Origin of the sequence: Paenibacillus cisolokensis, assembly GCF_018403665.1 — a bacterium.
GTDB lineage: Bacteria > Bacillota > Bacilli > Paenibacillales > Paenibacillaceae > Paenibacillus_AH > Paenibacillus_AH cisolokensis.
Window position 1 is genome coordinate 1 of record NZ_BOVJ01000068.1, and the last position, 12,408, is coordinate 12,408.

General features: G+C 52.3%; 20 protein-coding genes. All 20 read left to right on the forward strand.

The annotated features are described in order from the left end of the window. Window positions 1-239 (forward strand): hypothetical protein (locus PACILC2_RS10015; protein ID WP_213528741.1); only part of this gene is annotated, 239 nt, incomplete at its 5' end. 148 nt (window positions 240-387) lie between these two features. Further along, window positions 388-678: a hypothetical protein gene (locus PACILC2_RS10020; RefSeq protein WP_213528742.1), complete on the forward strand. Its 291-nt coding sequence runs from the start codon at window positions 388-390 to the stop codon at window positions 676-678. Between the two features lie 193 nt (window positions 679-871). Then, a complete protein-coding gene (locus PACILC2_RS10025; protein WP_213528743.1) occupies window positions 872-1,027 on the forward strand; it encodes a hypothetical protein in 156 nt (51 codons plus the stop codon). Continuing rightward, window positions 1,024-1,326 (forward strand): hypothetical protein, encoded by a 303-nt coding sequence (locus tag PACILC2_RS10030; protein ID WP_213528744.1) that lies wholly within the window; start codon window positions 1,024-1,026, stop codon window positions 1,324-1,326. The genes PACILC2_RS10025 and PACILC2_RS10030 overlap by 4 nt, the downstream gene beginning before the upstream one ends. 364 nt (window positions 1,327-1,690) lie before the next feature. Next, a complete protein-coding gene (locus PACILC2_RS10035) occupies window positions 1,691-2,296 on the forward strand; it encodes a hypothetical protein (RefSeq protein WP_244863407.1) in 606 nt (201 codons plus the stop codon). Beyond that, window positions 2,296-2,484 carry a hypothetical protein gene (locus PACILC2_RS10040; protein WP_213528746.1) on the forward strand — a complete coding sequence of 63 codons (189 nt, stop codon included), beginning with the start codon at window positions 2,296-2,298 and terminating at the stop codon, window positions 2,482-2,484. The genes PACILC2_RS10035 and PACILC2_RS10040 overlap by 1 nt, the downstream gene beginning before the upstream one ends. Continuing rightward, window positions 2,471-2,722 (forward strand): hypothetical protein, encoded by a 252-nt coding sequence (locus tag PACILC2_RS10045; RefSeq protein WP_213528747.1) that lies wholly within the window; start codon window positions 2,471-2,473, stop codon window positions 2,720-2,722. The genes PACILC2_RS10040 and PACILC2_RS10045 overlap by 14 nt, the downstream gene beginning before the upstream one ends. Further along, window positions 2,685-3,107, forward strand: coding sequence for a hypothetical protein (locus PACILC2_RS10050; protein ID WP_244863408.1), 423 nt, complete (start codon window positions 2,685-2,687; stop codon window positions 3,105-3,107). The genes PACILC2_RS10045 and PACILC2_RS10050 overlap by 38 nt, the downstream gene beginning before the upstream one ends. Further along, window positions 3,107-3,310, forward strand: coding sequence for a hypothetical protein (locus tag PACILC2_RS10055; protein ID WP_213528748.1), 204 nt, complete (start codon window positions 3,107-3,109; stop codon window positions 3,308-3,310). The genes PACILC2_RS10050 and PACILC2_RS10055 overlap by 1 nt, the downstream gene beginning before the upstream one ends. A gap of 163 nt (window positions 3,311-3,473) precedes the next feature. Continuing rightward, window positions 3,474-5,165, forward strand: coding sequence for a DNA polymerase (locus tag PACILC2_RS27970; protein WP_280515302.1), 1,692 nt, complete (start codon window positions 3,474-3,476; stop codon window positions 5,163-5,165). After that, window positions 5,156-6,253, forward strand: coding sequence for a DNA polymerase (locus PACILC2_RS10065; RefSeq protein ID WP_213528749.1), 1,098 nt, complete (start codon window positions 5,156-5,158; stop codon window positions 6,251-6,253). Before PACILC2_RS27970 ends, PACILC2_RS10065 begins: the two co-directional genes overlap by 10 nt. Continuing rightward, on the forward strand, window positions 6,153-6,653 hold the full coding sequence (locus tag PACILC2_RS29325; RefSeq protein ID WP_372447101.1) for a group I intron-associated PD-(D/E)XK endonuclease: 501 nt from the start codon (window positions 6,153-6,155) through the stop codon (window positions 6,651-6,653). The genes PACILC2_RS10065 and PACILC2_RS29325 overlap by 101 nt, the downstream gene beginning before the upstream one ends. 719 nt (window positions 6,654-7,372) lie before the next feature. After that, window positions 7,373-7,693 (forward strand): hypothetical protein, encoded by a 321-nt coding sequence (locus PACILC2_RS26715; RefSeq protein WP_244863409.1) that lies wholly within the window; start codon window positions 7,373-7,375, stop codon window positions 7,691-7,693. Further along, a complete protein-coding gene (locus PACILC2_RS10080; RefSeq protein WP_213528751.1) occupies window positions 7,694-7,900 on the forward strand; it encodes a hypothetical protein in 207 nt (68 codons plus the stop codon). It begins immediately after the preceding gene. Further along, entirely contained in the window at window positions 7,897-8,145 is a 249-nt protein-coding gene (locus PACILC2_RS10085; protein WP_213528752.1) for a hypothetical protein, read from the forward strand. Before PACILC2_RS10080 ends, PACILC2_RS10085 begins: the two co-directional genes overlap by 4 nt. Continuing rightward, window positions 8,142-8,345, forward strand: a complete 204-nt coding sequence (locus PACILC2_RS10090) for a hypothetical protein (protein ID WP_213528753.1) — start codon at window positions 8,142-8,144, stop codon at window positions 8,343-8,345. The genes PACILC2_RS10085 and PACILC2_RS10090 overlap by 4 nt, the downstream gene beginning before the upstream one ends. Before the next feature lie 183 nt (window positions 8,346-8,528). After that, window positions 8,529-9,077 (forward strand): crossover junction endodeoxyribonuclease RuvC, encoded by a 549-nt coding sequence (locus PACILC2_RS10095; protein ID WP_244863410.1) that lies wholly within the window; start codon window positions 8,529-8,531, stop codon window positions 9,075-9,077. Further along, complete coding sequence (gene nrdI / locus PACILC2_RS10100) at window positions 9,074-9,553, forward strand: class Ib ribonucleoside-diphosphate reductase assembly flavoprotein NrdI (RefSeq protein ID WP_213528755.1); 480 nt, start codon at window positions 9,074-9,076, stop codon at window positions 9,551-9,553. Before PACILC2_RS10095 ends, nrdI begins: the two co-directional genes overlap by 4 nt. After that, on the forward strand, window positions 9,531-10,235 hold the full coding sequence (locus tag PACILC2_RS10105; RefSeq protein ID WP_213528756.1) for a DNA-methyltransferase: 705 nt from the start codon (window positions 9,531-9,533) through the stop codon (window positions 10,233-10,235). Before nrdI ends, PACILC2_RS10105 begins: the two co-directional genes overlap by 23 nt. Before the next feature lie 60 nt (window positions 10,236-10,295). Then, window positions 10,296-12,392 carry a class 1b ribonucleoside-diphosphate reductase subunit alpha gene (nrdE, locus tag PACILC2_RS10110; protein WP_244863411.1) on the forward strand — a complete coding sequence of 699 codons (2,097 nt, stop codon included), beginning with the start codon at window positions 10,296-10,298 and terminating at the stop codon, window positions 12,390-12,392. Window positions 12,393-12,408 lie beyond the last annotated feature (16 nt).

Here is a 12,408-nt window from a genome sequence, read left to right on the forward strand (position 1 = left end):
AAAAAGTTTTTCGTAAAAATATTTTAGCAAGATGTCCCAAAATCGCGAAAGCGTGTGCGTTATATATAACAGAAGCACAAAAACCGAAAGGACGTGACGGACATAAACGAAATTATCACGAAGGCAAAAGGCGGATGCGCGGCGAGCATGTGGGCGATAAAAGCCCGGTTCCAGGCGCTGATTTACAGGCTGTCGGAAGCGAACTGGTACCGTATCAACGCGGAATCGTTCGAAGGTAACTGTTACTCACGGATTGAACAGTGTGTGCGCGAGTACGACCCGAATATAGGCGATTTTGCAGCGTTGGTCAAACGAAAACTTATCCGGTTGTTGCATCAGCATATCAAGCGGTATCGGGCGAAGCTTCGAGGAGTCTCGGTAGTCCCGTTGATACAGAAGAGACGCGGGCGAGGCGAGGACGAAGTAGACGAAGCGGAGGAAATCGAAATCATCGACGATTTGGCGGTCGTGGATGACGAGATGATTACGAAAGAGAGAATCACCGCTTTGGCGGGCGGTGATCCGAGACGATTGGCGATCCTTAACGCATGGACATACGATGGCTTTAACGATTCTCAAACCGCGTCGTTGTTGGCGCAACGATACGGAGGTAATACGGAATCGCACCGTAAGTATGTCGCGCGTTTTCGGACCGCATGCCGCGCGGCATTGGCGTAACCATAGCGGCACATTTTCGGAACACGGCGGTTAAATACGGCCGCCGACGTTCCAATTACATTATAGCACTATTCGTGATGTTTGCGGGATTAGATTTTTCCAATTTCTGACGTTTAGGCATTACGTCAGAAATATTGGACCGTACAATATTATACGCTATCCCATTTACAATTGTCAACGGAGGTAATGTACCATGATCCGCTTGTCCACTCACGATAACATACGAATTACAAACGATGAGGTTTCGCAATATAACGAAATTTTTCCGGAAATTTTTTACGAAGATTATTCCGATATTTCGCGCCAGATCGAACGCGACGGCGCGCTAAAGGCGGTGCGGCTTGCGTGACCGATCGTTTTTATTCGGAGTTGCAGTCGTTAGCGCACCGCGTAAGGAACGAATCGAAACGTCTTTCCTCGGAATTGTCGAGGGTTGATCGTATTATCTCCGGTATTTACCACGAGATCGAGGGCTGTCGGTTTGATGTCGTATCAGGATACCGTCTTGCCAAACGTTTGCAGGACGTACTAAAAGAACGCCGCGAGATCAAACGAGAAATCGCGAAATTATCGCCAGTCCGACGGGTTTTAAGTGACGACAATTTGAAATTAACGCAGTCACAATACGCGAAAGCCTGCGAAAAATAACGACTTCTCGCGCCGGCCACGGATCGTTAACGCTGACGCTTACGCTATGTCCGTTAGCGGTCCGTCGCGGACGCAAGATACGCGTTGCTGTCCGAAATTTAGCGAAAGGAGGATAGCGGTTTAGGACGGGTTTTAGCGTAGTTTTGACGAAATTATGACGAAAGGATGCGATCAAATGGCAATGTTTACGAAACGCGGCGCGGAGGCCGTAACGAGTGCCACGACGGAGAAAGACGACGACAATTCCGTTATTTTGCCGTTTACGTCTGGGACTACGTACAAAGTCCGGTTCAAGTCGGCGGAGGACTCCGTTGAGTACTACGCTTACGGGATTTTCGGTAAAGTCAATACGTTTGTTCCGAAAGTGCCGTCCGAACGCAACGCGAAAGGCTTCGTAACGGATAATCCTACGATCTGGGACCGTGCTTCCGAGCTGCTGTACGCCGAAGCAAAAGCCGCCAAAGACGCTGGCGACGATGACACTTACGAAAAGATCCGTAAGCAGGCGTACCTTTTGAAGGGTAAGCCGAAATATCTCGTTGCTTTTGTAAATCTGGCGGATGGTCAATACGGTGTCGTCGATCTTACGCCGAAACAAGCGTCTGGCGTGTTCGCAACGATTCAGAAATACGCGAAAAGGCTCGATAAGCTGGCGTTCGAACTTTCGAAAACCGGCAGCTCTACGAACACGACCGTTTCTCTCACGCCAATCCTCGATATGGACGAGGAACTAACGGAACAGGAGCGCAAGAATTTCGAAGCCGCCGACGCGCTGGAACCGTTCGACTTCGCGTTGTTTGAAACGTGCTTGTACGTCGCAGACGAGGCGGAGCAAACGAAAAACCTCGAAATTGCCGGTTTTGACATCAGACGCTTGGGTCTGTCGTCGGAGGCTGCCGCTACCGCTGCTGACGGCGCAGTAACGCCGCTGCCGAAAAACGACGGTAATAAGCCCGAAATTATTTTCTGATGATCTACATTCTGGCTACGATTATTGTCGCGATTGGTTCCGCTGCTCTAATCGTTCTGGCGGCGTTCGGGATTATGGCGTTACTCGTCTTTATCCCGTTGCCCGCCGCGTTTTGCGCAGCGTTCGCGTTGTTTGTGCTCGTATTAGGCGTTGTGACGAAGGAGGCCGAAGAAAATGAGCGCAAATAAACGGTCAGTCAACGTCGGCATTAACGTCAAGAGTCCGGCCACGTTACCGCGCCTTGGTCGCCAATTGAACGAGTTTTTCCGCGCGATCGAAGAATACGTCGGGCCGGCGGACGTCAGCGTTATGGTTGCGGTCAATCCAGCGCCAGACGGGGCGGTCGGCCCTGTAAAGTTCGTCGTGATTACACCGGATTACGACGAGGATGACGAAGGGGAGGGCGAAATCTACGGCACACATTAGCGAAGTTGTCGGTAAAGTATCGGAAATGACGGCCCGCCGCGCACTGCTTAACGCGGGCTATATCGTAGCAAAACCGGAGACTGACGAACCGTTTGACGTTGTGTTCCGCGATCCAGTTAATCGCGAATGGTATACAGCGCAAATCAAAACGATTCGGGTCCGTGAAGACCGCGACGGGGCGCTCGTAGTCTCTGCGCGCAAAAGTAACGGCGAGCCTTACGCAAAGCCCGACGCTGACTATATCGTTGGCGTCCTGGGCGACGCGGTTTACATGTTTGAAAATACGGGGCAGGCCGAGTATTGGGCGCAAGAGGCTACGGCGAGCAAACGTTGGGTCAAGTTGCCGACCGAAATTGTACGTGATCAAACGGCGGTGGCGCAGTAATGGCGTTAAAAGACCCGCAAGAAGCGTTAACGGTCGCGTTATGTATGGGCTGTGGCGGCGAGATTTACGAAGGTGACGAGGTACGACGTATTCGCGAAGACGGCGCGCTCGTCCACAATAACGGAGTTTGTGACGTTGAGTTTGCGTTCGATTCCGTTTATGACGCGGAGGGCTTCGCGACAGTCGGCGGTTATATCGAATAAACGAAAGTGTTGATATTGCGGGAGGTGACGCGAAATAAAACTAAATCTCCGTTTGGCGACGGATGATAACGAAAACACGCGGGCGGCCGTAAAAAGCGCGGTCGAACGGCGAGCTGCGGCGAATCCAGAGACAGCGGAAGAAGCATTTGAGCGGATCGGCGCAATGTCCATGACGGAAAAGGAACGTCGACAATACGAAGCCGCGCGCCAGGCATACGAGAGCGGACGAATAGGCAACGTTCGCTCCGACGGCAAAAAATGGACGAAAAGCGACGTATTGGCGGTCGGTTATCGGATATTGCGCGAATCAGAGGCGGCTGAACGCGAGGCGAGGATAGCGGAAGTCCTCGCTTCCAAACCGCCAAATTACCGGATTTTGACGGATGATTCCGAACTGCCAGCGTTCGTCGACCGATTGCGCGAAGAGTGCCGACGGCAAATGACGGAATGGCGCGACCGATTCCGAATACTCGGTGTCGATACGATGACGGCGGGGGACTTCGAAGGTACCGGGGTTGATACGTATATCGACCTATCAATCGGGTTTTCGATATGGTTGCCGCTGCTTAACGAAGGCTATTATCTGCCGTACGGTCACGTCGATATGCGCGGAGAGCTGGGATTCGAGTTTCTTACGGAGCAAAGCGCGTTTAAGGCGGGCGACCCGCAGCTCACGCGCTCGAAGGTTATCGCCGCAATCAGTCCGTATCTTTCGCGGCCAAATCACGGTAAGACGTTCCATATGGGGTCGGCGCGCTACGATTTACACGTCGCGATCAAAGACGGGTACGAAATCGGCGGCTGCGTGTGGGATACGCTCGACGCGATGAATTTGCTGAACGAACACGAAGAGTCGTACGGTCTGAAACCGTTGATTGCGAAATACGGCCGCTTGTTCGGAATAGACGGCGAAATCTTTACGTTTGAAGACTTGTTCGGTAATCGATCGCCGGCCCCGTTTAATACCGAACTTGTCGGCATATACGCGATTAATGACGTTAAGTATGGCTGGAAATTGTTCGAATGGCAGTACGAAATGATGGCACAAGCGCCGAGCGCCGACGGTAAAGGCCGCCTGCTCGAATGTTACGCGCGGATTGACTCGAAATTGCCGGAGACTGACGTATTCCTAGCGCGTTGCGGATTCGAAATCGATCTCGAAGGGCTGGCGAAGTTGGAGGCGGAGTTTACGCAAAAGCTCGAAGAAGCCAAGCGCGCGGTTATCGAAACGTACGGAATCGATGCGGAGTTTGTCCGCAAGATGGACCGCACGATTAACGCGAAAAAGGTTGCAGACTGGATAGCGGCGCAAGAACGGAAGATAGCGAGACGTGACGAAGCGATCGCGAAATTAAAGGCGTCGATAGCCGCAGACGAAGCGGCGGGCAAAACGCATCTTAAACGTTATGCTGACGCAAAGACGCGGTTAGCGGAATTAGAAGCCGAAGTTTTAGTGCCGGCCGACGAAAAGCATGCGCCGCTGTTTACGGAAGAGTTTTCGATCACAAACGGAAATCATCTCGCGTATCTGATTTACGACCATCTCGGGATTCGCGATAGGACGCCGCAATTTAAGCGGGGGAAAACGAGATCGACGGCGGCTGACGTTATGGAGGCGTACTATGCCGAAGAAGAAGCGCTAAAACCGCTCGCGACCGTTGCGGCGTACGAAAAACTGCTGAATACGTACGTGACGAAGATACCGCAGGCGCTCGAAGCGGATGGGCGACTGCATAGCGAGTTCAAGGCGGGAGGGACCGCGACTGGGCGATATAGTTCGTCGGGATATAGCGGACGGCCGATCGATATATTGCGCGAATTTGAAACGGAGGGAGATGAGCCGCCGTGGGATTGACGATAACTGACGCTAACTATCACGCAATCGTCCGTAAATTGATCGCTGACGAACGGAAAGTACCGAAAGGTTCGAATTTACAAAATATGCCATCTTCAAAGGACGGCGGCGCTCTCGTCCGTAATTGCTTCGTTCCTCGCGCTGGCTTCACGTTCGTCGGTGCGGACCTAGGGCAAATCGAGCCTAGAATACAAGGTCACATCATGTATACGCGGTACGGCGACAATTCGCTACGTCAGATATTTCTTGATCGCGTCGACCTGTATACGACGATGGCGATGCGGACGTTCGGCCTTGCAGAAGAATATTGCGTCGACAAAGCGCACGATCCGACAGGCACGTTCCAGCCGCGCAAGATGATGAAAACCGGAGTTCTTGCGGTATCGTACGACCAGTCGCCGAAATCATTCGCGAAGAAGATGGGCGTATCGGACGACGTAGCCGCGATGTTCTTCGAAAACTTCGACCGTACTTTCCCGAGCTTCCGGCAGATGGTCGCCGACATCCGCGAGTTTATGCGGAAAAACGGTTACGTCGAAACACTGTTCGGGCGGAAACGTCGATTCCCGGATTACAAGGCGGTCGCAGCCGAACAACAACGTAACGAGCAACGCTTAATCCGCTTGTATACCGAGCGAAAACAACTGCGGTCGAAACGCACACTCACACCGGCCGATCAACGGAAACTGACCGCCATACAAGACGAAATCGACATACTCGCAGAAAAGCGCGGTCTTATCGGATATTGGGAGCGCGCGGCATTTAACGCCGTAATTCAAGGGACTGGCGCTGACATTCTGAAAATGATCGGCAACCGTAACGCTCGCGAATGTAAGGCGCGCGGCTGGGAGTTTAACGCGTCTATACACGACGAAATAAAAAACTCGATACCGAACGAGCAACTAACGCCGGAGACGATCGAACTCATACGCGAAATCATGACGCAGACGGCGACGCTTTCGGTACCGCTCGTAACGGACATCGTAATTGAGCCGCGATGGATGCAAGAATACGCACCACACGAATGGGATTACGCGAATTGCCGGCCGTTGCCGGAGTTTTCGGATAAATACGAAAAAGGAGCGTGATTGTACGAACGCACCTAGTAAGGGACTAGCGGCGGAACGATTAGTAGAGGCGGACTTGATTTTAGCAGGCTTCACGACGTTTCTACCATCGTCTGCCCAATGTGTTTACGACATTCTAGCCGAACGCGGTGAGCTATGTTTCAAGATACAAGTTAAGGCCGCAACTCCCAAGAACGGTCGTTTAGTAGTGGACGCTAGAAGACCTAGCGCATCGTCTCGTCATTATTCAATGGAGGATTACGACTATTTAGCCGTCGTTGATTTATCTACGCGACTTGTATGTTACATTCCACGCAAGTCGTTTAATACGGGGAGAGTTACCGTTCGATTAACTAAATCAGCGGCACCCCGCACCGACTTGTATTTTAGTGAGTACAGAACGATAAAGGGGGCGGTATAAATCTCGATTTTCACAACCGTAGGTATCCCGAAACAGTCGCTAACTGACCGTATCGCAGCGGACTTTGCCGAATATCTCGACGCCTGGCACGCGCGGCCGGAAACGTTCGACGACGCACTCGACGCGCAAATCCACCGCTGGTATGCCGACATACTTACGAATAGGCAACGTAAAATATGGCCGGCGCGGGGCATTCCGTATTTCTCACCGTCGGCCGCGAACGCCTGTCCTCGTATGCTCTACGAAAAAATGCGCGGGGCCAAGCGAGATAAAACGGATACGCCGCCGCATCAAGGCCGATGGACTCGTATCGGTAGTGCGATTGGGGGGACGATTCAACGCGACATCCTGTTTGCGGAAAAACATATGCCGGGCGCGCGATTTGCGTTCGAACGTAACGAAGCTGGCGAGCCGATGTTCGAGGACTTCGCGAAGAGGAACGCCATTATTACGCACAAAGGCCGCCAATTCTCGCTGTTCGGCACATGCGACGGCATTATGCGGTACGTGACGGAGGATGGCGAAGTATTACGCGTCGGTCTCGAAATTAAATCGAAACAAACGACGTATTCGCAGACGTCCGGCTACAGTCAACGCAGCGGCCCGAAAGAGGATCACGTTAAGCAAGCGGTGTGTTATTCGTTGATGTACGGTAGCCCGGCGCAGCCTGTCGATTATTACGTCATCCTCTACGTTAACGCATCGAAAAATCGTGGGAAATGTCGGCCGCTGAATACGAGAAAAATCCGGACATTGCCGTCCATTGTATCGAAATTACGGACGAAATGCGCGCGGAAGTCCTCGATCACTTCGCGTCAATCGTCGAGGCGGCGGAAAAAGGCGAGCCGCCGGCGCTCGATATCGAGAAGTGGACATTTAACAACTTCAAAACAGCGTGCGCGTTGTCGTTGTCAGACGAAGAGTTGACGCAATTGGAGCGACAAGTCGCCGCAATACAACGGTCCGGGCTGCCGGATTGGAAGAAACGTCAGTATACGGAAGCACTCGAACAAATACGGAAGTTACGGGAGGTTGCGTAGATGAAATACGTTATGGCTGTCGATATTCACGTCCGCGACGTTATCGAAGGAGATGACGCGGAGAAATACGAAGCTCTTACGGAAACACAACGCGCAGAGCGGATCGACGAAGTGAAGGCGGAAGTTATGCGCATGATGCGTAACGAAACGGGCGAAAACGCGGAGATCACTGTAGATATTCGTATCGAGGAGGCGGCCGCCGGATGAATACGTACATTATCGAATCAATCCGCGATATTGACGGAGGCCCGCACGAACGCGACGAAAGACGGCGGGGCCAGCGCGTCCAAATCGTTACCCTAACCGTTGGCGAACGGTTTATTGCGTACTACGTCGACGAGGGTACGTATTTGCGGACATCTCTGGTACGAAGCGTTCTGACGGGCGATAACGTGTTGAAGGTCCGGACGGAAAACTCCGTCTATACACTTCGTAAGGAGGCGATCGAGTGATTAAACGAATAGCACGCGCAGTTATTGACGGAATTATCGCTTTCGGCGTTCTTTGTGCGGTAGCGTACGGTCTTATTATCGCGTATCAATTGATGTTCAGAGACGCGCCGCTCTGGGTCCGTATCCTTAGCGGTGTTATCCTGCTATACATTGTGGTCGTGGAATATATCGAACACGACGACGAGGACGACGCCAAATGAACGAAACCTTTTGCGTAGGGATATTCGAAAAGGACTACTGGATCAGCGGTTTAGGCGATTTCGTGGCGTGGCTTAACGAAGAGCAACGAAAATGTGTACCGAAAGGACCGTGCGGCCAGTCGTTTCTTGTAACGTCAGGACTAATCGGACTGATGGCGAAATATCCAACGTTTGAGGCCGCATATGAAGCTTGGCGGAGGGAGGCGGAAAACTACGGTAACAAAACGAAGTGATACCGAAATTTACGCCGGCCTCGACTTATCGTTAACGTCGCCGGGCTTCGCGGCCGTGTCCGTTAAAAACCGTAAGCCTACGCTAGTCGCGGTGACACACGCAAAGACAAGCGCGAATATGACGGACGCACAGCGGCGGGCGGTCGTAAAGTCTACCGCGTTGCTATTCGCGAACAAATACGGACCGTTTGACGGAATCGTCCGCGAGGACTTCACGTCCGGCCGTAATAAGCGCGCGACGCAGACGATTTATAGCGCGTGGGCTGCGGTTGAGGACGGGTTAGCTGCGCTTGGTTACGACATTACCGCGCATATAACGCCGACGACCGTTAAAAAGACGATTGGCGGTTCGGGCAGCGCAGACAAAGCGGACGTTGCGGCAGGCGTACGAAGAATCCTCGGACTGGCGGCTGATTATCGGTTTGCGACGGATGACGAGAGCGATGCGGCCGCCGTCGTGCTGGCGTGGTTGATACGGGAAGGACGGATTGACGTATGATTCGCGATTTACTGCGGCGGGAGCTAGCCGACGTTGAATACGCGCTCCGAATCAAACACGAAGAGATCGCGAAGTTAGACGCAAGGCGAGCGCGATTAATCGAAAGACTCCGCCTACCGATCGTCTACTATTCGCTGACTGGTAACGTTCGTCGCTTCGTTGAAAAGACGGGGCGGCGCGCGTATCAAATACCGGAAATCGTAGCCGAACCGTATATTCTCGTTACGCCGACGATCGGTTTCGGGGAAATACCGGAGCCAGTTACGGAATATTTACGCGAATATGGCGGTTGGCTTCGGGCGGTGGCGGTCAGCGGGAACCGTAATTTTGGTCCGCTGTTTGGCGTGGCGGGCGAAAAGATAGCGCGAGAATACGGTGTGCCGCTGATACTACGGTTTGAACTAGCGGGCAATGACGAAGACGTGCGTAAATTTAACGAGGAGGTATCGCGTATTGACGAAGAAGTTACTCGGTGAACTCGAGTTAAACCGGATATATCAACGTGATTGTATCGAGGGAATGCGGATGATTCCAGACGGTAGCGTTGATCTTATTGTTACAGACCCGCCGTATCTGATGAATTACCGGAGTAATAGACGTGTAGCCACGGAAAAATTTCGCCACATCGCGAACGACAAAGACGCCACTGCGTTGATTTCGCAATACTTGGCGGAATGTCAGCGGATAATGAAAGCAGATACGGCGATTTACGTATTTTGTAGCTGGCACCATATTGACTTCTTTAAAGCAGAATTCGAAAAGCACTTCAAGCTTAAAAACCTTATTGTTTGGAGTAAGAACGTTCACGGGACCGGAGATCTTAGGGGCGCATACGGGCCGAAGCACGAGCTTGTACTATACGGGCACAAAGGGAGGTCGCTTCTTCGTGGAAAACGTTGTCCTGACGTTATCGACTGCGCTAAAGTTCCGAGCAGTAAGTTGACTCATCCGACAGAAAAGCCAACTGAATTACTTCGACTATTTATACGGAATTCGAGCGATCCGGGAGCAGTTGTATTCGACGGGTTTGGTGGGACGGGATCGTTATGTGAGGCGGCATTGGTTGAGGGACGTAATTTTATCGTATTCGAGATCGATCGTGAATACGTAGAAACCGCCAACAAGCGCCTCGACTCATTACAGCTTCTGCAGAACTAAGGTTTGAACTGGCGGGCAATGACGACGATGTACGGAAATTTAACGAGGAGGCAGCGAAGGTTGACAACGAGTCATATCGAACTTAATAACGAAATCAAGCAGCGCGGCGAGGACGGTTTTTACCGTCTTGACCGCGACCAGGCGGCGCTGGACGTATTCATGGCGGAAGTGGCCGCGAAGACCGTTAAATTTAACGGAGTAATCGATCGGCTCCGCTATCTCGTAGACAATGCGTTTTATTACGACGTGTTCGCGGACTATGCTGACGAGGAACTTACGGAGATTCACAAAATTTGCGATTCGTACAATTTCCGGTTTGCTTCGTACATGGCGGCGTCGAAGTTTTATAAGGATTACGCGCTGAAAACGAACGACAAGACGCAATATCTCGAAAATTACGCGCAGCACGTCGCGATCGTGGCGTTATATCTGGCGCGCGGTGATTACGATTTGGCCGTTAAATTGGCGCGGTCGATGATGGAGCAGCGTTATCAACCGGCGACGCCGACGTTTATGAACGCAGGTCGGGCGCGTCGTGGCGAGATGGTATCGTGTTTTTTGCTCGAAATGGACGATTCGCTCAATTCGATCAATTACGTAGAGTCAACGGCAAAGCAGCTATCGAAAATTGGCGGCGGCGTGGCGATCAATCTTTCGAAGTTACGAGCGCGGGGAGAGGCGATTAAAGGGATCGATAACTGTGCAAAGGGCGTCATCCCCATTGCGAAGTCGCTCGAGCATGCCTTTGCGTACTGCGATCAGCTTGGAACTCGACCAGGCGCGGGTGCTGCGTATCTTAACATTTTCCACTACGACACGCCGGAGTTTCTCGATACGAAAAAGATTAACGCGGACGAAGATACGCGGCTTAATACGTTATCTGTCGGCCTGATCGTTCCGTCACTGTTTTTTACGCTGGCCGAACGGGGCGAAGACGTTAACATGTTCGCGCCGCACACCGTTTACAGAGCGTACGGGACGCATCTTGACGATATGAACATGACGGAAGAGGTTTACCGTGAATTGTCCGAAAATCCAGCGGTACGGAAACGGTCAATGCCTGCGCGCGACTTGCTGGAACGGATCGCGATTACGCAATTACAGTCGGGGTATCCGTATTTGATGTTTCGCGATAATGCGAATAAGGCGCACGCTCTGAACGTAATCGGCCGCGTGAAAATGTCGAACCTCTGTACGGAGATTTTCCAGTTGCAGGAAACGTCGGTCATTACGGACTACGGACAGCCTGACGTTATCCGGCGCGATATTTCGTGTAATCTCGGTTCGCTCAATATCGTTAACGTTATGGAGACGGGGAAACTCCGCGAATCCGTTCACGAAGGGATGCGTGCGCTGACGGCCGTATCTGATATGACGCGGATTGATAACGCGCCGGGCGTACGGTTGGCGAACGAACAACTTCACTCCGTCGGCCTCGGTGTTATGAATCTGCACGGTTTCTTTGCGAAAAACGGTATCCAATATGAGTCCGAAGAGGCGCGCGACTTCTGTCGGACGTTCTTCGCGGCAATGAATTTTTATTCGCTTGAGGCTTCGTGCCAGATAGCGAAAGAGCGCGATCAGGCATTCGAGGGGTTTGATCTGTCAGATTACGCGAGCGGGACGTACTTCGAACGTTACGAGTCGGAAGACTTCGCGCCCCGAACGGATAAAGTCGCGGAGATATTCGCTAAGTCTGGTATCTACGTTCCGCGTACGGACGATTGGGCGGCGTTGGCGTTCTACGTTCAGTATTACGGTCTCTATCATGCCTACCGGCTGGCGATCGCGCCGACGCAAAGCATCTCGTATATCCAGAACGCGACGTCCAGCGTCATGCCGATCGTTGAACACATCGAACGGCGCTCGTACGGCAACGCGGAAACGTACTATCCAATGCCGTTTCTATCGCCGCAAACGCAATGGTTTTACAAGTCCGCGTACAATATCGATCAATATGCGCTTATTGATCTGATCGCGGAGATTCAGCCGCACATCGATCAGGGGATATCGACAATCCTTTACGTCAATAGCGACATCTCAACGCGAGAGTTGGCGCGTCTGTACATTTACGCGCACAAACGCGGCTTGAAGTCGCTCTATTATACGCGAAATCGGCTGCTGCGGCCTGAAGAATGCACGAGCTGCGCGATTTAAACAACGAGAGGAGACG

Coding starts and splice junctions, on each gene's coding strand:
- nrdI (WP_213528755.1), top strand. CDS start 9,074: ATGATTCGCGATTTACTGCGGCGGGAGCTAGCCGACGTTGAATACGCG.
- PACILC2_RS10085 (WP_213528752.1), top strand. CDS start 7,897: ATGAATACGTACATTATCGAATCAATCCGCGATATTGACGGAGGCCCG.
- PACILC2_RS10095 (WP_244863410.1), top strand. CDS start 8,529: ATGAAGCTTGGCGGAGGGAGGCGGAAAACTACGGTAACAAAACGAAGT.
- PACILC2_RS10080 (WP_213528751.1), top strand. CDS start 7,694: ATGAAATACGTTATGGCTGTCGATATTCACGTCCGCGACGTTATCGAA.
- PACILC2_RS26715 (WP_244863409.1), top strand. CDS start 7,373: ATGTCGGCCGCTGAATACGAGAAAAATCCGGACATTGCCGTCCATTGT.
- PACILC2_RS10050 (WP_244863408.1), top strand. CDS start 2,685: ATGACGAAGGGGAGGGCGAAATCTACGGCACACATTAGCGAAGTTGTC.
- PACILC2_RS27970 (WP_280515302.1), top strand. CDS start 3,474: ATGTCCATGACGGAAAAGGAACGTCGACAATACGAAGCCGCGCGCCAG.
- PACILC2_RS10025 (WP_213528743.1), top strand. CDS start 872: ATGATCCGCTTGTCCACTCACGATAACATACGAATTACAAACGATGAG.
- PACILC2_RS10055 (WP_213528748.1), top strand. CDS start 3,107: ATGGCGTTAAAAGACCCGCAAGAAGCGTTAACGGTCGCGTTATGTATG.
- PACILC2_RS10040 (WP_213528746.1), top strand. CDS start 2,296: ATGATCTACATTCTGGCTACGATTATTGTCGCGATTGGTTCCGCTGCT.
- PACILC2_RS10045 (WP_213528747.1), top strand. CDS start 2,471: ATGAGCGCAAATAAACGGTCAGTCAACGTCGGCATTAACGTCAAGAGT.